Annotated in this window: 15 protein-coding genes; 11 read left to right on the top strand and 4 right to left on the bottom strand. The window is 50.7% G+C overall.

What is annotated here, in order from left to right; translation table 11 throughout:
- Positions 1–128: 128 nt before the first annotated feature.
- Positions 129–1,514, bottom strand: coding sequence for a TrpB-like pyridoxal phosphate-dependent enzyme (locus ACI77B_RS00780; protein WP_409336930.1), 1,386 nt, complete (start codon positions 1,512–1,514; stop codon positions 129–131).
- Positions 1,515–1,740: 226 nt separating this feature from the next.
- Positions 1,741–1,869 (bottom strand): hypothetical protein, encoded by a 129-nt coding sequence (locus ACI77B_RS00775; RefSeq protein ID WP_409336929.1) that lies wholly within the window; start codon positions 1,867–1,869, stop codon positions 1,741–1,743.
- Positions 1,870–2,051: 182 nt separating this feature from the next.
- On the opposite strand from ACI77B_RS00775, the gene nadE reads away from it, so the two are divergent.
- The 4 genes from nadE (at position 2,052) to ACI77B_RS00755 (ending at position 8,709) form a co-directional block, all read left to right on the top strand.
- Positions 2,052–2,825: an NAD(+) synthase gene (gene nadE / locus ACI77B_RS00770; RefSeq protein WP_409336928.1), complete on the top strand. Its 774-nt coding sequence runs from the start codon at positions 2,052–2,054 to the stop codon at positions 2,823–2,825.
- A 1,400-nt stretch (positions 2,826–4,225) separates the two neighbouring features.
- Complete coding sequence (locus ACI77B_RS00765; RefSeq protein ID WP_409336927.1) at positions 4,226–5,173, top strand: lactate/malate family dehydrogenase; 948 nt, start codon at positions 4,226–4,228, stop codon at positions 5,171–5,173.
- A gap of 1,776 nt (positions 5,174–6,949) precedes the next feature.
- A complete protein-coding gene (deoD, locus tag ACI77B_RS00760) occupies positions 6,950–7,660 on the top strand; it encodes a purine-nucleoside phosphorylase (RefSeq protein ID WP_409336926.1) in 711 nt (236 codons plus the stop codon).
- Between the two features lie 23 nt (positions 7,661–7,683).
- A complete protein-coding gene (locus tag ACI77B_RS00755) occupies positions 7,684–8,709 on the top strand; it encodes a DMT family transporter (RefSeq protein WP_409336925.1) in 1,026 nt (341 codons plus the stop codon).
- 96 nt (positions 8,710–8,805) lie between these two features.
- Here ACI77B_RS00755 and rpsT read toward each other — a convergent pair whose 3' ends face one another.
- A complete protein-coding gene (gene rpsT, locus ACI77B_RS00750) occupies positions 8,806–9,078 on the bottom strand; it encodes a 30S ribosomal protein S20 (protein ID WP_409336924.1) in 273 nt (90 codons plus the stop codon).
- 262 nt (positions 9,079–9,340) lie between these two features.
- Between rpsT and lepA the strand changes: the two genes are divergently transcribed.
- The 7 genes from lepA (at position 9,341) to ACI77B_RS00715 (ending at position 19,176) form a co-directional block, all read left to right on the top strand.
- Positions 9,341–11,158 carry a translation elongation factor 4 gene (gene lepA / locus ACI77B_RS00745; protein WP_409336923.1) on the top strand — a complete coding sequence of 606 codons (1,818 nt, stop codon included), beginning with the start codon at positions 9,341–9,343 and terminating at the stop codon, positions 11,156–11,158.
- Positions 11,142–12,323, top strand: coding sequence for a radical SAM family heme chaperone HemW (hemW, locus tag ACI77B_RS00740; RefSeq protein WP_409336922.1), 1,182 nt, complete (start codon positions 11,142–11,144; stop codon positions 12,321–12,323). Before lepA ends, hemW begins: the two co-directional genes overlap by 17 nt.
- A gap of 148 nt (positions 12,324–12,471) precedes the next feature.
- Positions 12,472–13,524, top strand: a complete 1,053-nt coding sequence (hrcA, locus tag ACI77B_RS00735; protein ID WP_409336921.1) for a heat-inducible transcriptional repressor HrcA — start codon at positions 12,472–12,474, stop codon at positions 13,522–13,524.
- Positions 13,525–13,531: 7 nt separating this feature from the next.
- On the top strand, positions 13,532–14,134 hold the full coding sequence (grpE, locus tag ACI77B_RS00730) for a nucleotide exchange factor GrpE (RefSeq protein ID WP_409336920.1): 603 nt from the start codon (positions 13,532–13,534) through the stop codon (positions 14,132–14,134).
- Positions 14,135–14,282: 148 nt separating this feature from the next.
- On the top strand, positions 14,283–16,205 hold the full coding sequence (dnaK, locus tag ACI77B_RS00725) for a molecular chaperone DnaK (RefSeq protein ID WP_409336919.1): 1,923 nt from the start codon (positions 14,283–14,285) through the stop codon (positions 16,203–16,205).
- Between the two features lie 129 nt (positions 16,206–16,334).
- Positions 16,335–17,510, top strand: a complete 1,176-nt coding sequence (gene dnaJ / locus ACI77B_RS00720; protein ID WP_409336918.1) for a molecular chaperone DnaJ — start codon at positions 16,335–16,337, stop codon at positions 17,508–17,510.
- 484 nt (positions 17,511–17,994) lie between these two features.
- Positions 17,995–19,176, top strand: a complete 1,182-nt coding sequence (locus ACI77B_RS00715; RefSeq protein WP_409336917.1) for a ribose-phosphate pyrophosphokinase — start codon at positions 17,995–17,997, stop codon at positions 19,174–19,176.
- Between the two features lie 168 nt (positions 19,177–19,344).
- Here the strand turns inward: ACI77B_RS00715 and ACI77B_RS00710 are convergent, their stop codons facing one another.
- Positions 19,345–22,755, bottom strand: coding sequence for a S8 family serine peptidase (locus ACI77B_RS00710; protein ID WP_409336916.1), 3,411 nt, complete (start codon positions 22,753–22,755; stop codon positions 19,345–19,347).
- Positions 22,756–23,219 lie beyond the last annotated feature (464 nt).

The raw sequence follows: 23,219 nt of genomic DNA, 5'->3' as shown, positions 1-23,219 counted from the left end.
TAGTTTGAAATCCCTTTTGAACTGCCTGGTATACTTTACTGTATATTTGGTTGTTCTCATGCTTTCAGGTCTGCAATAAGTTCGTCCAGATCATTGTACCCCTTTACGGACGGATCTTTTGTTAGAGACTACTCGGCCTCATTTCCCGGGAAGTCCGGAATGTAGTCGAATCCCTTCTGCAGATCTGCGTCTGTCGGGATGGTGTCGGTCATGGTTCCGTCATTGTACTGCTGGTATGCAGTCATGTCGAAGTATCCGGTTCCGGTCAGGCCGAAGAGGATGACCTTCTTCTCGCCGGTCTCTTTGCACTTCAGTGCCTGATCGATGGCGCCCTTGATGGCGTGGCTGGATTCCGGAGCAGGGAGCAGTCCCTCTGTTCTGGCAAAGAATTCTGCGGCCTTGAAGACTTCTGTCTGCTCGTAGGCAACGGCGTCGAACATGCCCTCATGGTAGAGTTCAGACAGAATGCTGCTGTCGCCGTGATAGCGGAGTCCGCCGGCGTGGTTTGCGGACGGGATGAATCCGTTTCCTAATGTATACATCTTTGCGAGCGGGGTAACGCGTCCGGTGTCGCAGAAGTCGTAGCGGTATTCGCCTCTGGTGAAGCTTGGGCAGGACTTCGGCTCAACACCGATGAACTGGTAATCTGCCTTTCCGGTCAGTTTCTCGCCCATGAACGGCGCAATCAGTCCGCCGAAGTTGGATCCGCCTCCGCAGCAGCCGATGATGATGTCCGGCTTGATGTCGTATTTATCCATGGCGGTCTTGCATTCCAGGCCGATAATGCTCTGGTGCAGGAGAACCTGGTTCAGCACGCTTCCCAGAACGTAGCGGTATCCAGGATTGTGGGTAGCAACCTCAACGGCTTCGGAAATTGCGCATCCCAGGGATCCGCCTGTTCCCGGATGCTCCTTCAGAATCTGTCTGCCGACTTCTGTCGTGTCGGACGGGGAAGGCGTTACATTTGCTCCGTACGTGCGCATAACCTCTCTTCTGTAGGCTTTCTGTTCGTAAGAAACCTTAACCATATAAACGCGGCAGTCCAGACCAAAATGTGCGCATGCCATGGACAGCGCTGTACCCCACTGGCCGGCACCAGTCTCTGTAGTGACGCCCTTCAGGCCCTGCTGTTTTGCGTAGTAGGCCTGCGCAATGGCGGAATTCAGCTTGTGGCTTCCGCTCGTGTTGTTTCCTTCGAACTTGTAATAAATCTCAGCCGGCGTGTCAAGTGCTTTCTCGAGCGCATAGGCTCTCATCAGCGGTGCCGGACGGTAAGTCTTGTAATATTCTCTGACTTCATCAGGAATCTCGATCAGACGTGTGTCATTGTCCAGTTCCTGTTTTGCCAGCTCGGTGCAGAAAATCGGTTCCAGATCTTCCACCTTGAGCGGTTCGTGTGTTCCCGGGTTCAGGAGAGGCGCCGGCTTGGTCGGCATATCTGCGCGCAGGTTGTAATAATACTTTGGCACTTCGTCTTCAGTCAGGTAAATTCTGTATGGGATGTTCTTGCTCATTGTTTTTTGTCCTCCATTTACAATCTGTAGAATCGTTTACATATCGATGGTGTTCGCACGACAAAGGGCATTCTTCCCAAGAAAAAACTCCTGTCCCCAACATGCGAACTGCTGGGACAGGAGAATAATGATCTCTTGCGGTGCCACCCGGCTTGACGCTTGCGCGTCCTCTCAAAGCATACCATCATATGCTGCATTTGGTTACGGAGTTTATTCTCCGTCTCGCCTACATAACAGACTGAAGTCTGCCGTTCAGCTCGCCCTCCGAAGCCCATTCCGCACAGTCTGTGTCTGCTGCCATTCCACCATCGGCAGCTCTCTGAAAGATCAGCATCCATGCGTACTTGCTCTTCATCAACGGTTTGTTTTCAACTGTTGGTCACATCATAGCATCGGATTTTCTGTTTGTCAACACAAAAAATGAGAAAAAGTTTGTTCAGAATGACTATGGCGGCCCAGTGGAAGTTGTCGGAATAGAATGGTATAATAAAACGTATTGAGGCAGGAGTGAGCCTGCGGTGAGAAAGGAATGGCATTATGACAGAGTATTACGATAAAAATTTCAACCCGGAAAAGGTAAAGAATGAGCTGGTCGCGTGGATCCGCGATTTCTTTGAGAAAAACGGCAGTGACTGCAAGGCCGTTGTTGCAATCAGCGGCGGCAAGGACAGTTCGGTAACGGCGGCGCTGTGCTGTGAAGCGCTTGGCAAAGACCGCGTTTACGGTGTTCTGCTTCCGAACGGCGTGCAGAAGGACATCGACGCTGCGCAGCTTCTGGTCAGCCATCTGGGCATCGACCACAGCACGGTAAATATTCACGCAGCATATCAGGGAATCGTCGACGAAATGAAGAAGGCCGGCCTGAATGTCACCGATCAGATGACGACCAACCTGCCTGCACGTCTGAGAATGGCCACGGTTTACGCGGTTTCCCAGACCATGAACGGCCGCGTTGCCAATACCTGCAATCTGTCTGAAGACTGGGTCGGCTACGCAACCAGATACGGCGACGGTGCCGGCGACTTCTCCCCGCTGTCCCGCCTGACCGTTCAGGAAGTCCGTGCCATCGGCGACGTTCTCGGCCTTCCGAAGCAGCTGGTTTATAAAGTTCCGATTGACGGCCTGACACCACTGACCGATGAAGAAAAACTCGGCTTCACCTACGACGTTCTCGACCGCTACATCAGAACCGGCGAGTGCGACGACCCGGAAACAAAGAATAGCATCGATCAGAAGCACCGTGCAAATGTGTTCAAACTGCAGCTGATGCCGGCATTCCCGTATGACGGACCGACAAGAGCAGAGCATTAATGCGCCAGAGCAGCAGGGAGCATGGATAGAAGAGCTTCAAGAGCTGGAATCGCCGGAGACAGAAATCCTGTGCTGTAGTATATCGTGGTGACGTCTCACTGGATTGCCGCAGCTGCAGTAAGAGTGACGTTGGAAGGACAGGGCGGACGATCGGCTGGCCTCTGTCTGTATGATATGATGAATTGACAGGAAGCAGAAGGGCGAAGCCGGTCGGCTTCGCCCTTCTGCTGGTTTTTGGATTGAGAGGAAACAGAATGATTCAGGCATACTGTATACTTGTCTGAGTGTTTTGAGTTTCCGATTCTGTACTTTAATGTATTAAGTTTGAAATGATGGAGATTGATAAGCTGAGTAATTTATTGCCTGGTAAATTTTCGCTTATATTGAGAATCAGCAGGAGAGAATTCCGTCAGGCCGTGAATTGTGATGGGTGTGTGAAAAATTTTAGGGCGGTTCTGCGGAAGTTCGTTATTTTGGAAAAGCGCAGAACCTGATAATTATACATGGAGATAAGTATACACTGATTTCGATCTTTGATTGGCCAGGGGGGAATTTACATCAGGGAAATCTGATAATTATCAGCTGTCACTGTCCGTTATCCGAATATAATAAGAACCCCACCCTTCCACGACGCTGAAGCGTCGGGTGGGTGCCCGGGAACCTTGTTGTCGTCTAACGGGCAGACAATCAGGACAGACTCGGGAATGCTGCCGCCGGCATTCCCGAGTCTGGACCTTTCAGTATTAATTCTGCATGTCCTCTGAATAAATTCGCGAATCGTTTTCAGATTATTTAAAGTAACGGAAACTCGGGGTCTGCGCTTTTTTAAATAATCACGATTTAAACGAATTAAAAAAATGCAATCGAATATACAATGATAAAACATAAGAAGATGCGCATAAAAATAGAATAATTCCCGCAAGATGGGGAATTTAATGACAATGTGTATTTTACTGAGCATACGATCACATTAATAAATCCGGTAAGTCTCGCTGTCACCGCGGAAGGCTTTTTGGAAACAGTCTACTGGCCCGGGGCCGGCAGAAAGCGGAGACTTACTGATGCGCGGGAAAAAATACATACTGGCTTTCACAGACTCGGAATTTTGTGTAAGAACAGAAAAAAATTAATAAATATGTGTTATGGGACGAGTTATAACGGAAGTATGCGGTTCGGAGAAGTTACATAATCTGAAAATTCAATTTTGTATTCTGAATACGCCCAGAATGGTGGATTTACAATAGTTGACAAGCTTTTTACATGTGGATATGATAGCAGGTAGATAGTCATATGCCCATATTGTGTATACAGAATTATGCACACAATGGACAATGAAATACAATTTAGATATGGATAATCATTCAAAATAAGAATAATTTGTATATATTGGAGGGTTATGGATGAAAACGAGAAAAATTGGAATTATCGGAGTAGGTCATGTTGGTGCGCATGTTCTGAGCGCACTGGTCACTCAGGGGATCGCAGATGAAATCGTGCTGATTGACAGCAATCCGGCAAAGTCTGCCTGTGAATGCCAGGATATTAAAGATTCTATTCCGTATATGCCGCACCGTGTCCGCGTATCAGTCGGTGACTACCCGGATCTGAAGGACTGCGATGTTGTCGTTAATGCCAGCGGAAAGATTTCCATTCTGGCAGAAACACATGACCGTGTTGAAGAAATGAAGTTCACCGTTCCGGCTGCAAAGGGCTTTATTCCTAAGGTAAAGGCCTCCGGCTTCAACGGAATTTTCCTGAACATCAGCAACCCTTGCGACATTATTACTGCAGAAATTGCCAAGGGACTGGACCTGCCGAAGGGCCATGTATTCGGAACAGGTACAGGACTGGATTCCGCACGTCTGATCTCCCATCTGGCAGAGACAACAGGAATCGACCATAAGTCCATTACAGCATATATGATCGGTGAGCATGGAAATTCCCAGTTTGCCCCTTGGTCCCAGGTGGCTTTTGGCTCCCATAAACTGGAAGAGCTGGTGGCAGAGGATGAGCGCTTCCGCTTCGACCGTGATGCCATGATTCAGGAGACGGTTGACGGAGCTTGGACAGTTTTCGCAGGAAAGGGCTGCACAGAGTATGCAATTGCGGCAACTGCAGCACGCATCATCCGCGCAATCTTCCACGATGAGAAAGCCATCATCCCGGTAAGCGCGCCGCTCGACGGAGACTTTGACGAACACGATGTATTCGCCGGTGTTCCTGCAATTATCGGCAAGGATGGCTGCGAGGAGGTCGTTGAACTGCACCTGACGGACGAGGAACTGGAGCACTTCCACAAGTGCTGCGCAGGAATCCGCGAGAACATCAAGGTCGCCGACGAGATGTAGTCAGCTGAATGATCTGTTCAGACAAAGAATACAAGCTGCAAGGATGCAATGAGCTGTGCCAGAATGCAGTGAGCTGGGCCGGGCTGCAACGAGTTGAGAGGTGTTGCAATGGGCTGGGCCGGGATAAACGGCAGACATGGATAGTGGATGTATGCTGTATACATATAAGCCGGCCTGTGTTTGTTAACTTGTGCCCTTTCGCTTGTGTGTCAGCTTATTCGGATTCAGGCGGCAGTGTTTGATATAGTAGTAAATATCTGGGCCGTGCCCTTTCGCAGAATGAAGCGAAGCAGGGTGCGGCCTTTTTTGATTGTCTTTCCGTCAGACGACAACAAGGTTCCAGGGAACTCACCTGATGCATCAACATCGCGGATGGCCGCAGAGTGTGGAGTTCTTTTTTACGTCATTTGGAGTCTGAAACTTTCGCTTTGGCAGAATATTCATTATATGTGTAAATTTTCCACGGCGGTACCGGAGAAGGCGATTGCTGAGATGTATGGTGAAACGATATATTTTCATACCAGAGAATCTGCACATTATCGTATGACGGATAGCATATAGCAGGTTGACCTGACCAATACCTGGAAATTGACTGCTGGAAAGCTGCCTGCTGTCAGTTGTGATATTATTTGCCTAAAATAAAAGAGAAAAATATGCATGCCTTATAAAACCCCGGCCATACTGTCATATTGATAGAAAATGCGTTGGGAACAATAGCGGAAAAAAGGCAGATGTACCAAAGTGAAAAACAATTAGGTAAGGCGCGATTATAATCATGATTATTACCAAAATGATGTATGCATGTCGGTACAATCACTAAGAATAATTGCGGTGTCTAGTAATATTACATGAACATGAATAAATACTCGATAAATAATATCCGGATTCCTGAATAATATTGAAAGAGACAATGATAATTGACGTATTTGCAATGTAATCAAAATAATGTGTAAAAATGCTGGGTAAAACAGGGAGTTAAATGGCCTTTTTACCAACCTATATTCCGCTCATGATAATAGGTATTTGGTATAAAGTGACGCATTCTGCATCTTTTACCAAAATTCATTTTGTTTTGGTAAAGTTAATGATTTGGACGCGATTGTACCAACAAAATTCTGGAAAAATTATCCAGATGTTATTCGGTTTTGCTTTTATCTCATGTATAAACGATGTATAAGACAAAACGAAGATGAATAAGATGATTAAAGAGAGAATTTGGTATACAGTATACATACACAAGGTTCCGGTCCGGGAAAAGGCGTCAATTAACCTCGCCGCATTGCCTTGCCGGCTGACCGGCAGTGTCTGACCGGCTGACCGGCAGTGTCTGACCGGCTGACCGGTGTTGTCATGCCGGCTGACCGGCAGTGTCTGAGTATCTGTGCATCATTGTCTCATCACAACGGACTATTGGATCGCGGCAACTCGCCGCATATCGGATTTTTAGCGGGCATTCTGTGGTATGATAATAGTCAGTATAAGAATATAATGTTTTTGTAAGGCGCGGAGCTGCAGAAAACGGGAAAATGGCGGCAGCTTTGACAGTGAGTAGAAATAAATGTTTCAGAGGGGCCGCTGTCCAGGAACCGACAGGAGGTTAACAGGATCAGCAGGTCAGCGGACTTGCAGAATAATTTTTTGTCGGGAAGCAGGGATGGGATTGGATTGGGCGTGATCCTCCGGACAGAGAATGTGGATGCCGCCAGTCTTTTTCTGTCTGCGGCCGGGTGTGCGCCTGCAAAATCAGCAAATCACAAACAAAGAAGGAGAAAAATTATGTCATTACATATCGCAGTTTCAGATAAGGCAAAGGTCGCGGAAACGGTTCTGATGCCGGGCGACCCGCTCCGCGCACAGTTCATCGCGGAGAATTTCCTGGACAATCCGGTCCGCTATTCGGAAATCAGGAACATGTACGGGTATTCGGGAAGCTATAAGGGCGTTCCGGTTTCTGTGCAGGGAAGCGGCATGGGCATGCCGTCTATGGGAATTTATTCCTGGGAACTGTATGACCAGCACCATGTAGAGAATATTATCCGCATCGGCACAATGGGAAGTTTCAACCCGAACGTGCATGTGGGAGACACGGTTCTGGCTCTGGCAGCCTCCACGGACTCCAGCTATATGGACACCTTCCACGTGGAGGGGCAGTATTCCCCATGCTGCAGCTATAATCTGCTGACGGCGGCGCAGGAGGCTTCTAAGGATACGGGAATTCAGATTTATGCCGGAAATGTTTTGTCCAGCGATCATTTTTATGAAGCGGACGAAGACTGGTGGAAGTGCTGGCAGAGAATGGGCGTGATCGGCGTGGAAATGGAGACGGCGGCGCTTTACTCCAACGCAGCTTTCCTGAAAAAGAATGCCCTTGCGATTTTCACCGTCAGTGATCATTTTGTCCTGGATGAAGTGGCCACGGTCGAGCAGCGCCAGACGCAGTTCACAGATATGATGAAGCTCGCGCTGGAAACGGCGGTCAGACTGTAATGCCGGGCAGAAATCAGGAATCCATGGAAAGAAAAGTGGATAAAAAGGGCAGAGAGGGTCAGGCGGGCGCAGCGCAGAAGAAAGTCAAATTCTGGACAGCGCTTCCGGTCGTGCTGGCCGGGACCTTCACCAGCTGTTTCCTCTGGGGCAGCGCTTTTCCCTGCGTCAAGATCGGCTACCGGCTGTTTTCCATCGCCGCGGGAGATACCGCTTCACAGATGCTCTTTGCCGGAATCCGCTTCACGCTTGCCGGTGTTCTGGTGATTTTATTCGGGAGTCTGATGAAAGGAAGATTTCTGCATCCGCGGAAAGGTTCTGGCGGAACTGTCTTGATTCTCTCGCTTTTTCAAACGACAGGGCAGTATTTCTTCTTCTACATCGGCCTGGCTCACGCGAGCGGCGTGAATTCCTCGATTATTATCGGCTCGGGAACATTTATTGCGATTCTGATCGCGGCATTTCTCTTCCGGACAGAAAAAATGACCTGGCGCAAGACCCTGGGCAGCCTGCTCGGATTTGCTGGGGTCATGATGGTCGAACTGCGCGGCAGCGGATCCATCCATTTTCATTTTGCGCTGCTGGGTGAAGGCTGCGTCCTGCTTTCAACGGTCATGGCAGGGATGTCCACATCGTACATGAAACAGGCAGGGCAGAAGGAAGATCCGGCGGTACTGTCGGGTTACCAGTTCATTCTGGGAGGTCTGACGCTGACAGCCTATGGTTTCCTGCGGGGCGGCCATCTGCAGAGCAGTTCCGCAGCCTGGAGCGGCGTGCTTCTGCTCCTTTACATGGCCTTTATTTCCGCGGCAGCCTACACGATCTGGAGCATTCTTCTGAAATTCAACCCAGTCAGCCGGATTACCGTGTTCGGCTTCATGAATCCGGTGATCGGCGTCCTGCTTTCCGCAGTTTTACTGGGGGAGACCGGGCAGGCCTTCCGCCTTTCCGCACTCGGTGCACTGGCGCTGATTTCCGCGGGCATCATCATCGTCAACCATAGTCCGTCGGGACAAAAACCACACGCAAGGAAAAAATCGCCTGCCGCATAAAAACATAAAAAAGAACCGATGGGAGACACAACCATCGGTTCTCTGCTTAAAAGCATGTGCACCCCAGCAGATGCACGTGTGGGGACGGGTGAGATTTTACTTTCCTGCTTTTGCTGCGTTCAGCTTCTTTGTAACCTGGGAAATATGTCTGCTTGCAGCCTGCTTGGAGATGATGTGCTTTGTAGCAGCCTTCTTCAGCTGTTTCTCGGCAGCAGTTCTCTTCTCAGCAGCTGTGTCGAAATCCTTTGCAGCGATTGCAGCGTCGAATTCCTTCATAACAGCCTTCAGATCGTCCTTGATTACTCTGTTCTGAGCAGTCTTCTTAGCAGTAACTTTTACTCTCTTCTTTGCGGATTTGATGTTAGCCATGTTTACCCCCACTACTAAAATATAGCATTAAAAAATTAAATACGCAGAAAGTAATATAACATGTTTTTCCAGATTTTACAAGTAGATTTTGACATGCTTTTCCAGTGTTTTCGGGATGTTTTCCGGATTTTTCAGAGCTGCCCGGGAGGGCGGGTGGATTTAATCCCTTGCCGGCTGGTTTTTGTCGGAAGAATGGGTGCCCGGATGCGCCAGATATGGTAGAATAAAACAGATATTCTCAGTAAAGTAAGGAGACTTATGCATGAAAGATAATGATTATCAGAAATATATCCGGAATTTCAGCATCATCGCGCATATTGACCACGGTAAGTCAACGCTTGCGGACCGTATGATTGAGATGACGGGACTGGTGGCGGAGCGTGATATGAAGGAGCAGCTCCTGGATAATATGGATCTGGAGCGTGAGCGCGGAATCACGATCAAGCTGCAGACGACGCGTCTGGTGTACAAGGCGAAGGACGGGAAAGAGTACATTTTCAACCTGATCGACACGCCGGGACACGTGGACTTCAATTACGAGGTCAGCCGCAGTCTGGCGGCCTGCGAGGGCGCGGTTCTGGTCGTGGACGCGACACAGGGCGTGGAGGCGCAGACTATGGGAAATGTCTATCTTGCGCTGAATGAGGATCTGGAGATTCTGCCCTGCCTGAATAAGATGGACCTGGCCAGTGCCCGGCCGGAGGAATCGAAGGAAGAGATTGAAGAGATGATTGGCATCGACGCGGAGGACGCGCCGGAAGTCTCGGCCAAGACCGGCATGGGCGTGGAGAATCTGCTGGAGAAGATCGTCACGGATATTCCGGCGCCGCAGGGTGATGTGGACGCACCGCTGAAAGCACTGATTTTCGACTCCGTATATGATAACTACAAGGGCGTTGTGATCTTCGTAAGACTGTTCGACGGAATGGTGAAGGTCGGCGATACGATCCGTCTGATGGCGGCCAAGGCAAATTATGAAGTCACGGAGGTCGGCGTCATGGCGCCGAGCCATGTTCCGGCCAAGTTCCTGCGCGCCGGCGACGTAGGCTACATCTGCGCGGCCATCAAGCAGGTCAGAGATGCCAGAGTCGGTGATACCGTCACGCTTGCGGATAATCCGGCAAAAGAAAGTCTGCCAGGATATAAAAAGGTTCAGCCGATGGTCTACTCCGGAATTTATCCGGCGGAAGGCGAGAAATACGAATCTGTCAAAGAAGCCCTGGAGCGCCTGCAGGTCAACGACGCATCGCTTCTCTTTGAGCCGGAGACATCTGCCGCGCTGGGATTCGGTTTCCGCTGCGGATTCCTGGGCCTTCTCCACATGGAAGTCATTGTGGAGCGTCTGGAAAGAGAGTTCAACCTGGACATCATCACGACCTCCCCAAGCGTAGTTTATAAAGTCATTCTGACGGACGGTTCCGTGAAGATGATCCAGAACCCGACCAATCTGCCGGATCCTTCGGAAATCGACCACATCGAGGAGCCGATTGTCAACGCCGACATCATGCTGCCGAAGACCTACGTCGGATCCATCATGGAACTCTGCCAGAAGCGCCGCGGCACCATGCTGGGCATGGACTACATCACCACCGACCGCGTGGAGCTGCACTATGAACTCCCGCTGAATGAAGTTATTTACGACTTCTTCGACGCCCTGAAATCCATGACCAAGGGTTACGGCTCCCTGGATTATGAATTTGTCCGCTACCAGAAATCTGATCTGGTGAAACTGGACATCCTGCTGAATAAGAACATCGTGGACGCCTTCTCCATGATCGTGCACCGTTCCGAGGCCTACAGCCGCGCCCGTTTTGTCTGCAAAAAGCTGAAGGAAGTCATTCCGATGCATCAGTTCGAGGTTCCGATTCAGGCCGCTGTAGGACAAAAAGTAATCGCCCGTGAAACGGTCAGGGCTTACCGCAAGGATGTAATCGCCAAGTGCTACGGCGGAGACATTTCCAGAAAGAAGAAACTTCTGGAGAAGCAGAAAGAAGGAAAGAAGCGGATGCAGCAGTTCGGAAAGGTTGAGGTTCCGCAGGAAGCTTTCACTGCTGTACTGAAGTATGATGATGATAAATAAAATGAATCCTGATGATAACAATGAGCAGATGCGGCCCGTGCAGAATACGCGCAGGCCGCTCGGCATTTATATTCACATTCCCTTCTGCATTTCAAGATGCCGCTACTGCGGCTTTTATTCGCAGGCTGTGGGAAAGGACCCAGATGCCGCGCAGAAGGAAGCGGCTTATGTGGACAGACTGATTACGGAAATTCTGGGGCGGGGACGTGAACTTGCCGGCCGTTATACGGTGGACACGATGTTTATCGGCGGCGGGACGCCGAGCATTCTTCCGGCGGAATATATTTCCAGGCTGATCTCCTCTGTACAGGAAGCTTTTTGTCTGGAAAAGGGCGCGGAAATCACGATGGAATCAAACCCGGGCACGCTCTCGGAGGAAAAGCTGAAATGCCTGAGAGAGGCGGGGGTGAACCGGCTGTCCATCGGGCTGCAGTCGTTCGACAATCGAATCCTGAAAGCGATGGGGAGAATCCATACGGCGGAGGAATTTCTGAAGAGTTATGACATGGCGAGAAAGGCCGGATTCAGGAATGTGAACATCGATCTGATGTTTGATTTCCCGGGGCAGACGACGGCGCAGTGGGAAGATACAATGAAAAAGGCCCTTGCGCTGAGGCCGGAACATCTGTCGTTCTATGGGCTTCAGATTGAAGAGGGCACGCCTCTGTATGAGGATTATAAGATGGAACGGATTCCGGAGCTGGATGAACAGAAGGATGCAGAGATGTATTTCCGGGCCCTGGACCTGCTGGGAGACGCGGGATACCATCATTATGAGATCTCGAATGCCGCCCTGCCGGGTTACGAGTGCCGCCACAACCTGAAATACTGGAGATTTCAGGATTATCTGGGTGTGGGCGCGTCGGCGAGTTCCTTTCTGGACGGGGTGAGAATTACCGAATATCCGGGAAGCGAGCGGCATGTGAATACATTTTTGGAAAACTGCGGAGAGTATGTGTTTACGGCGCTCCGGACGGACGAGGGAGTCAGCCTGGAAAAGTTCAGGGAGCAGTTCGGAAAACCGCTCTGGGATGTGTTCTCTGACCGCAGAGAGGAGTTCGAGGAATATCAGTCGAGGGGGCTGGTCAGAGAAGAGAAAGGACGAATCCTTCTGACCCGGGAAGGGATTCCCGTCTCGAATGAAATCATGGCCCTGTTTGTTTAGGGGATGATTCTGCGAAATAAGCGCAGAAATCCCCCCTTCTTTTTATAGAAATTAGTGTTGACATTCTTTCTTTAGTGGGGTACATTATATATAGCAGTTAGCACTCTAAGAGTTGAGTGCTAACAAGCAAAAAAGGGGGAGATGAGATATGGAGCTGACAGAAAGAAAACTTAAGATCCTGCAGCAGATTATCGGCGATTATGTCAGGACTGCAGAGCCTGTCGGTTCGCGAACCCTTTCTAAGGAGTTCAATAATGCTTTCAGTCCGGCAACCATCAGAAATGAGATGAGTGACCTGGAAGAGATGGGTTACCTGACTCACCCGCACACATCTGCGGGCCGTGTGCCGTCGGACAAGGCATATCGCTGGTATGTGAACAACTCGATGGGAAAGGTCGAGATACCGCAGGAATCACAGAAAATGATCAAGGATACCCTGCACAGTGATATCGATGAACTTGATAAGACGATTCAGAGAGCAGCAGACCTGCTGTCAGAGATCACCAATCTGGCGGCATTTGCACTGAGTCCGGTGCAGGATGAAGACAGACTGAAGTTTGTAGATTTTCTGCCGGTTGATGAGCATACAGTCATTCTGATGACGGTTGCCGAGAGCGGAAAATCATCCAACGATCTGATCCATCTGGAGCAGCCGGTTTCGGATGAGGTGCTGAGGGTTCTGAGCAAGACACTGACCTATACTTACCGCGGGCGGCAGCTTACAGATTTCCTGAAGGATAATATCATTTCGGAATTCCAGGATGATATCGCCGCGATGAGTCCGCTGGCCAGAGATGTCATGCCGAACTTCATGCACACGCTTGAGAATCTGCTGAATGTAAGATTTTACATGGATGGTCTGAGTAATATCTTCGATCAGCCTGAATATACAGATCTGAAACGTGCAAAAAATTTCATTTCGCTGTTTGATAACCGGGATGAGCTGGTAAAAACATTGATGGACAGAGACAACGGCATGGTTGTCACCATTGGAGATGAGAACACGGATGAGGAACTGAAGGACTGCTCGCTGATTACAGCGACCTACCATGTGAACGGCCGTTTCGCCGGAAAGATCGGTGTCATCGGTCCGACAAGAATGAAATACGATGAAATCACTTCGATTGTCCAGTATCTTACGGATAACCTGAATGATGCATTTAAAATAGACGGAGGCGGTGAGGACGATAACAATGGATGAGGAGAAAATGAAAGAAGCAGAAGAAAAAGATCCGAAGCAGAATCAGAACGCCGAAGAGCAGGGCCCGGACACATCTGAGGAAAAGGCCGCTGAGACTTCTTCTGATGACGCGAAGAACGACGCTGATCAGAAAGAAGCGGAAAAAGAATCCGGAAAGTCTGATGAGCAGAAGGACGCGGATAAGAAAGATTCGGATGATGCAGATGATCAGAATGACAAGTATATCCGTCTGATGGCGGATTTCCAGAACTACAAGCGCAGAGTCGAAAAGGAGAAATCTGAGATTTATGATTACGCAAATCAGAAGATCCTGGCAGAACTGCTGACCGTCCTGGATAACTTCGAGCGTGCGCTTGCTCAGGAATGCGCCGATGAAGCGTATGAAAAGGGCATGAGCATGATCTTCAAGCAGTTCCGTGAAGTCCTGGAGAAATCCGGACTGGAAGAAATCGAAGCCCTGGGTAAGGATTTCGATCCGAACTTCCATCACGCAGTGATGACGGATAACAACGAGGACTATGAGTCCGGTCAGGTAACCGGCGTCCTGCAGAAAGGATACAAACTGCACGGAAAAGTCGTCCGTCCGGCAATGGTCAAGGTCAACCAGTAATGGCCCCTGCCGGAAAGAGAGTTCCGGCAGATAAACAAGCAAGCCCGGCCGAAAGGCCTGACTATATATGGATGTTCTCACCGGAAGATGAGACCCCGTCTTTTTAAGGGTTTTGGGAGAGAATTAATCAACAAGGAGGAATTTCGTTATGTCGAAAGTAATCGGAATAGATTTAGGAACAACGAACAGCTGTGTAGCAGTTCTGGAAGGTGGAGAGCCTACAGTAATTACTAACGCAGAAGGAAACAGAACAACACCGTCTGTAGTCGGATTCACCAAGAGCGGTGAGAGACTGGTCGGAGAAACAGCAAAGCGCCAGGCCGTTACCAACCCGGACAGAACTGTTTCTTCCATCAAGAGACATATGGGCGAGGATTATAAAGTAACGATTGACGGTAAGGATTACACACCGCAGGACATTTCCGCGATGATCCTGACCAAGCTGAAGAACGATGCAGAAGCTTATCTGGGCGAGAAGGTTACGGAAGCCGTTATCACTGTACCGGCTTACTTCTCTGATGCACAGAAGCAGGCAACCAAGGATGCCGGAAGAATCGCAGGACTTGATGTAAAGAGAATCATCAACGAGCCGACAGCAGCTTCCCTGGCATATGGACTTGATAAAGAGACCGGATCCCAGAAGATCCTGGTTTACGACCTGGGCGGCGGCACATTCGATGTCTCCGTACTGGAACTGGGTGACGGCGTATTCGAAGTACTGGCTACCAACGGTGATACACACCTGGGCGGCGATGACTTCGATAACGCAATCATGAACTACATGGCAGATACATTCGCTCAGGAGCACGGCGTTGACCTGCGTAAGGACAACATGGCTATGCAGAGACTGAAGGAGGCTGCCGAGAAGGCAAAGAAGGAACTGTCTTCTGCACAGACCACCAACATCAACCTGCCGTTCATTACGGTAACTGCTGAGGGTCCGCTGCATCTGGATATGGAGCTCACAAGAGCTAAGTTCAACCAGCTGACTTCTGACCTGGTTCAGAGAACCATTCCGCCTACACGCAAGGCACTGCAGGATGCAGGAATTACCGCTTCCGAACTGTCTAAGATCGTTCTGGTCGGTGGTTCTTCCAGAATCCCGGCTGTTCAGGAAGCCGTTAAGAATGAAACCGGCAAGGAGCCTTTCAAGGGCATCAATCCGGATGAGTGCGTAGCAATCGGAGCTGCTATTCAGGCCGGAGTTCTGACTGGTGAAGTTAACGACGTCCTGCTGCTGGATGTCACTCCGCTGTCTCTGTCCATCGAGACACTGGGTGGTGTGGCAACCAAGCTGATTGAAAGAAATACAACCATTCCTACAAAGAAGAGCCAGATCTTCTCCACCGCTGCGGATAACCAGACTGCCGTAGACATTCACGTCATGCAGGGTGAGCGTGAGATGGCTGCCGATAACATCACACTGGGCAGATTCCAGCTGACAGGCATTGCACCGGCTCCGCGTGGGGTACCGCAGATCGAGGTTACTTTCGACATCGATGCCAACGGTATCGTACATGTAAGCGCTAAGGATCTGGGAACAGGAAAAGAGCAGGCAATCACCATTACCTCCTCCACAAACCTGTCCGAGGATGAGATCAATAAGAAGGTCAAGGAAGCACAGCAGTACGAGGCTGAGGATAAGAAGAAGAAGGCCGCTGTTGAAGAGCAGAACAAAGCTGAGAATATGATTTATCAGTGCGACAACGTCATCAAGGAAGCAGGAGACAAGATCTCTGATGCTGACAAGAGCGCTCTGGAAGCTGCAAAGAATGACCTGCAGTCTGCACTGAATGCCAATAACCCGGACGATGTCAAGGCAAAGGAAGACGCCCTGATGTCCAAGCTGAATGAAGTTTCCACAAAGCTGTATCAGCAGGCAGGTCCGCAGCAGGGTCAGCCGGGAGCTGGTGCTGGCGCAGGTGCAGCAGGTGCAGGCCCGAACATGGGTGCTAACCCTGGCGCAGGCGCAGCAGGCGGAAACGCAGGCAGTGCCGGAAACAGCGGAAATTCCGGAAATGACGACAACGTAGTTGATGCAGACTACACAGTCGTTGACGACGATAAATAATGTCTGATTAACAAGTCCCTGTCGGACGAGCAGACACGCAAAAATATAGCGGCGAATGCAAGATCAGTCCGGCCGGGAATTTCCCGGTCGGATTGATGTGTAATCAGCTGCGAGAAGGTGAGAAGAGGTATGGCAGAAAAGAAAAGGGATTATTATGAGGTTCTGGGCCTGAAAAAAGGCGCCAGCGAGGAAGAAATCAAAAAGGCCTTCCGAAAAATGGCGCTGAAGTATCATCCTGACCGCAACCCGGGTGACAAGTCTGCGGAAGAGAAATTCAAAGAGGTCAATGAAGCATATACCGTTCTGTCAGACCCGGATAAGAAGAGAAAGTACGATCAGTTCGGTTTTGCCGGAGTTGATCCGAATGCCGGATTTGGCGGCGCCGGCGGCGGTGCAGGCGGATTCGGTGGATTCAACGCCAGTGACTTCGGTGGATTTGGAGATATTTTTAACGATTTCTTCGGCGGCGGATTCGGTGGTTTCGGCGGCAGCGGAAGCCGTTCTCAGGCCAATGCGCCGAGAAAGGGTGCGGATCTTCAGGAGCGCCTGACCATTACCTTTGAAGAGGCGGCCTTCGGCGTCAAGAAGACCATCCAGCTGAATAAAAACGTATCCTGCAAGAAGTGCGGAGGAACCGGAGCTGCGCCTGGCACGAGCAAGCACAAGTGTACGCGCTGCAATGGAACCGGTATGTACACCCGCGTACAGAGAACCCCTCTCGGACAGTTCCAGAGCAGTTCTCCGTGCCCGGACTGCGGAGGAACCGGAGAAATTATCGATACGCCGTGCCCGGACTGTCACGGCACCGGAAAAGTCAGAAAGAAGATCAAGATCGATGTCAACATTCCGGCCGGTGTGGATACGGACTCGGTTATCCCGATCAGAGGACAGGGCGAGCCTGGTGAAAACGGCGGCCCGGCAGGTGATCTGTACATCGTTCTCCGGGTACAGAGCCATCCGCTGTTCAGAAGAACCGGAAACGACCTCCGGATTGAGGTTCCGATTACCTTTGAAGAGGCCGCACTCGGAAGCGACATCACCGTTCCGACTCTGGACGGAAAAGTCAGCTACCACGTTCCTGCAGGAACGCAGCCGGGAACGATTTTCCGCCTGAAGGGCAAGGGAATCCGGAGTCTGCGTACAGGACGCAATGGAGACCTGATGGTCACCGTCAACCTGGAGGTTCCGACCAAGCTCAGCGGAGCGCAGAAGAAGGCCATCAAAGAGATGGGCAAGAAGCTGAACGAAAACTGCTACAAGAAGAAGGGCAGTTTCAAAGAGAAGGTCAAGGAATTTTTCAGTTAATGAGAAACATGGACATTGATTCCGGGTGCTCTGGCATCCGGATGAGAGATAGAGATATTGTGCTTTATAGTAACCTGAAAGAAAGCGCTGACTCGCGGAACTGTTTGATGTTCCGCGGGGCAGCGCTTTTCTTCTGCCGGCAGGAAATGGGGAGTATCTCGCTTCGATCTATTCTTCTGTGTCGAATCCGTATTACAGCCGCTATTTCCACAGCCAGTGCGGAAATAACGTGCGCTGCCGGAATTCGGCCCTGAACACGCGGACTTCCCCGAACGCCATTTATGACAACTGGAAAGAGAAACGGGGAGGAAATTTCCTTGCTTGGGATTATTTTGACGGCGGGGATGGCATTTCTGCGGCGAAAAATACATGAAAATAGCCAATATGGCCTACAATCGAATTAGAAAAAGTGTATAATAGTTGTGCGAAACATTTTGATCCGCTTGAACTTAAGGCATGAAAGCAAGTGAATAGGAGTACAATCATGGCAAATGATAAATTATTGCTGAACAGCAGACCGGTAGCACCTCTGGGCGTAGTTCCGCTGAAGAGCTGCGAAAGCATTGGCAAACGTGTTGACAACTGGCTGATTTCCTGGCGTACAGAGAGAGACCAGGAGCGCACAACCAATGAAGAGGAGCCGGTTTACGACAACGGTTCCTATCTCGTAGAGATTGACAACCCGCGTTTCGGTTCTGGAGAGGCAAAGGGAGAGATCAAGCGGACAGTTCGCGGACTCGACCTCTACCTGATGGTAGATATTACTAACCACAGCCTGTTCTACGATATTTACGGAGAGCCGAACCACATGTCTCCGGACGATCACTTCTCTGACTTGAAGAGAATCATCGCCGCAGTAGAAGGAAAAGCACACCGCATCACCGTTATTATGCCGTTCCTGTATGAGGGCAGACAGCACAGAAGAAGTGCCAGAGAATCCCTGGACTGCGCGATCGCGCTGCAGGAGCTGGTCAACATGGGCGTAGATAACATCATCACTTTCGACGCTCATGACCCGAGAGTTCAGAACGCTATTCCGCTGAACGGGTTCGAGACTGTAAAATGCACGTATCAGTTCATTAAAGGAATCTGCAAAGAGTGCGACGACATCCAGTTCGATAACGACCATCTGATGGTTATCAGCCCGGATGAGGGCGGCACACAGAGAGCCGTATACATGGCATCCGTACTGGGCGTAGACATGGGAATGTTCTACAAGCGCCGCGATTACAGTAAAGTCGTAGACGGCCGCAACCCGATCGTTGCCCATGAGTTCATCGGCGCATCCGTAGAAGGAAAAGACATGTTCATCGTCGACGACATGATCGCATCCGGCGAAAGCATGATCGACGTTGCCACCGAGCTGAAAAAGCGCGGCGCACGCAGGATCTTCGTCATTGCCACCTTCGGCCTCTTCACAAAGGGCATGAAAGTCTTCGACGAAGCCGTTGAAAAAGGAATCATTTACAAGGTTGTCACCACCAATCTGGTTTACCAGTCCGAAGAGCTCCTTTCCCGCGACTACTACATCAGCTGCGGCATGAGCAAGTACATCGCCTACATCATCGACACCCTGAACCACGATTCCTCCATCGGAAAACTGCTCGATCCATACGACCGCATCAACAAGCTCGTCACAAAGTACAAGGCAGAGCACGATCAGTAAGAGTTTCAGGCAGATCAGGCCGGGCAGAATAAATGAAATTAAGAAGGGCCGTTGCCCTAAGCCCAAATGAGCTTAGGGCAGCGGCCCTGTTTTTTAACTGTACAATCTGGATCGTCGGCAGTGTGGCAGTCATTTTCGCAGCCGATTAAATCCAAATGTTCATCTTCTCTACTTATACTTCTTCAGTGTCTTCACCATCTTGCTGTACAGGCTCATGGCCTCCGGACGGTTGATTGCGGCGCTGATATTTGTCTGGGCGGTCTGGCACTTTTCCCAGAGGGATTTGCGCTTTGACAGGCTCAGTTTTTTCAGCGGAAGGGACTGGTACTGAGTGCTGATATTCCTGCAGAGACGGCTTTTCGCATTGCTGCTGATGTAGTATTTGCTGGACGGGTCGGTGACCGTCAGCAGGGCTTTCGTCCGGGCGGTGAAGAGGGAATTCATGGTGCGGATTTCTTCCACATCGATGGCTTTTTTCACCTCACTGACGTCCTGTTTATAGAGCTTTGCCATGGCGGCCTTGTCAGAGGCAGAGACAGCCGGTGATTTCTGCAGCCGGTCATTATTCTTTTTCAATGCCTTCAGAACAGAGGTTCGCTTCTGTCCAGCCGCTTTTATGCTGTACCATGGTTTTGCGGGAGCGGATGAAGCATCGAGGCTGCCCAATCCGGAAATCAGCTGGGAAATCAGATCGATGAGATTGATATCATCATCATCGCCGGTCAGACTGATGGAAATATCGTATTTATTGGAGATCTCATTGCAGGTCTGGAGGAGTTCGGAGTAGCTTGAAGCCTGCTTCAGTTTCCGGATCTCAGAAGACCGGACGTTCTGGATGATGCCCCAGTAATAGGCACTGTATTTCTTCTTGTTTTTCGGCATTTCAGCCTGGAATTTCCGGACGGCTCTGGCCTTCAGATCCTTCAGGCTGCTGCTTTCCGGTGCGATGCTCGTATTGAAATTCAGAAGCTGCTGATAAAGTGCGAGATCGCTGGTATAGTAATTCGACGCATCTGCAGCCTGGTATGGAGTCTGGAGCATCTGAAGACGCAGCATGACTGCAGAACGTGCCTGTTCGATTTCCTTCTTTACCTCGGGATTGTACATATTTTTGTTCTGTTCGTACTGGCTGTCCAGTTCGCTAAGTGCGAGAATATATTTCTGGCGCAGGTCTTCGACAGAACTGCCGGTGCTTTTTATGTGTGCGGCAGCCGCTTTATTTGAGAATACAGTATACCCGGATCCGCTATTTTCCGAGTCAGTGTCAATATTCTCAGATTTCCCGGCAGCTGCTGAATTTGAGCTGCCTGCAGATCCATTTCCGGCAAAAGCAGACGCGCCAGAGGACGCCGCAGCGGTCTGGCCGGCTTTCTGACTGGTCCGGGCGGAATTTCCAAGCCCTGCATGTCTCTTCGTTTTAGAAGATGCACCGGCTTTTGTGATTTTCACCTTCTTTACTGCGCGCAGTTTTACGTGGGATCCGGAATTTCCCAGCGTTGTGACAGAAGCGCTGACGTACACGGTGCCGGCTTTTTTCGCGGTCAGGAGTCCGCTGCCTGTGATGCTGGCGGCGGATCCGCTGATGCTCCAGTGAATCTGCTGAGAAACGTCTTTTGCGCGGCCGTTTTCTGTGGCCAAGGCCTTAAACTGGCTGGAAGAACCAGCTTTCAGTGATTTTACGCCCTTGCTGATTCGGATTTTGTCCGGGGCTTTCTTTACTGTAAGGGTGACCTGGTCGGAGACGCTGCCGTCGTAATTACGGACGCTGATGACGGCCTTTCCGACATGGCGGGCGGTCAGGACCGGGTCGGTGTTTCCGTCGCAGTAGAGGACGTCCGGATTGTCGGAGGTCCAGTAACGCTCCATATTAGAGGCGTCAAGCGGCGCAATGGTGGCAGTCAGGGACTGGGAATCGCCCAGGAGAATTTCATGGCCTGACGGGATGCCGGCGATTGTGATGGACGACGCTTTCGTCTCTGGTTTTACCGTGACGGAGACGGAGGCTGTCTTTCCTCCGCAGGATGCGGTGATCGTTGTGTTTCCGGATTTCTTCGCGGTGACGATGCCGGAGGAAGAAACGGTGGCAACGGAAGGGTCGGCGCTGCTCCAGCTGATGTCCTGTGTGCAGGATGCCGGGCGGACCAGGCTGTCGATTCCGCAGTCATCGCCTTCGGTCAGATCCAGGCTGGACGGCTTGACTTCAAGAGAAGAAACGGCGGAATTCCCTGCGGCTGCCGCGCTCTGCACAGCTTTCAGGCAGTCAATGTTTCCGTAGGCGCTGTACTGGCTGAAATGATCGGAATCGGTCGTTCCGCAGATGATATTGCTGACCTGCTGCGGGCTGAGGTCCGGGTTCGCATCGAGGACCAGAGCGGCTTCCGCGGCGACACAAGGAGATGCCATGGAGGTTCCGTCCATTTTTTCATAGCGGTCTCCCGGGATGCTGCTGAGCACGTGGAATCCCGGTGCGGAAACGTCTGTGTTGCTTCCGAAATCGGAGAAGAATGCCGGTTTCTTCTTCTCATTTGCCGCGTTGACGGAAATGACTTCATTTTCCTCTTCCGGCGTGTCGTTATAGTCGTTGGAATCGTTGCCGGAGGCGGCGACCAGCGTCATGCCGTGTTCGTCGGCGCTGCGCAGACTCTGTTCCAGAATCCGGTCCTTAACGCCGAAACCGAAGCTCATATTTACAACTTTTGCGCCCTCTTTCTGCGCGAGATTCAGAGCGTTGATAACGTCGTAAGTACTGAGAGACTCGCCGTCGCTGCTGGCGCCGATCATCAGCACGCGCACCAGGTCGTTGTGATGGCCCGCCGCAATGCCGGCAGCCCCTTTTCCATTGCCGTAAGTCATGCCGATAATTCCGGACACATGAGTGCCGTGATCGCCGGAATCGTCTGTCGTCTGGCTTTCCGTGCCATCTGCAACGCGGGTGTAGCAGCCGTTTTTTGTGATGAGGTTTTTCTGAAGGTCCTCATGCTCCGTGTCGACACCGGTGTCAATGACGGCAACGGTGGTCGTCGCGTGTTTCCGGCTTTCCAGAAAACTCCAGGCCTGCTCTGCATTGGTGGTCTTCAGCTGATAAGCCTGTCCGTTCGCAAGATATGGATCGGATGTGGATTTCTCCGAAGAGGAAGAGGATGTATTTTTGCCTGCGGAAGTCTTTTTCGCAGCGCCCTTGCTCTTCGCGCCCGCAATCTTGTAAATATAGTTCGGCTGGGCGGAGGCGACCTCTTTCTTCTGATTCATCGCAGAAACCGCTTCGCTGACCTTTGTGCCGCGGTCAAGCTTTGCTTTGACGACGGCATGGCCGGAGGATTTCAGGGAGTCCTGGGCGTCCAGTCCGTTTTTTTCTGTCTGCTTCTCCGCTTCAGCGGCAGAAACGCCCTTTTTATAGGTGATCAGAATAGAATGCGGATCCTTTTTCGCATTTACGCTGCCGGAAGGGACCGAAGACGCGGTTTTCCGCTGCGGGGAGCTGCCTTGCGCATTGCTTTTTGCCAGAGATGGAACCGTTGAGAATGTGGCGGTTACCGTCAGACAAAGAGCAAAGGCAAGGAATTTAACTTGTTTATTCATAGATGCCTCTTTTCATGATTTATCCAGTAACATTGGAACGTATTTCATGATAAACGATGAGCGGAAGGGCGCAAGAGCATTTCAGAACATTTAAGAAACAATTAAGAAAGCATCTGGTCTTTCTGACGGAAACGGAGAGGCAGAAATGGTTTCCCAAACCCTGTGAATCAGGGAAAAGAGCGATTTGTAAAACTTTCGTAAATGGGAAGATGGGGGCGCTGATTCTGTAGCAGGGATGGATTTTCTGTGGTAGAATATTGTTATTTATGAGGAAAGGCAGAAGAACCGTACGCAGCCGGGTGCGGTTCTTTCTGCGTAATCAGGCGGAGCAGGCCTCAGAATCTTCTGAGGATGTGCGTCTGCCGGCATTTACGTTTTAGGATGGGGAACGGGCATTTTCTGTCTGCTGCAGGCGCCGGAAGGGCGGATGGCAGGCGGAAAGCGGCGGAAAATCCTCAGGAAAG

Source organism: Eubacterium sp. F2 (assembly GCF_046244355.1).
Classification (GTDB): domain Bacteria; phylum Bacillota; class Clostridia; order Peptostreptococcales; family Anaerovoracaceae; genus Aminicella.
Note: the sequence above shows the minus strand (reverse complement) of the source record. Positions and strands in the feature narration are given on the sequence as shown.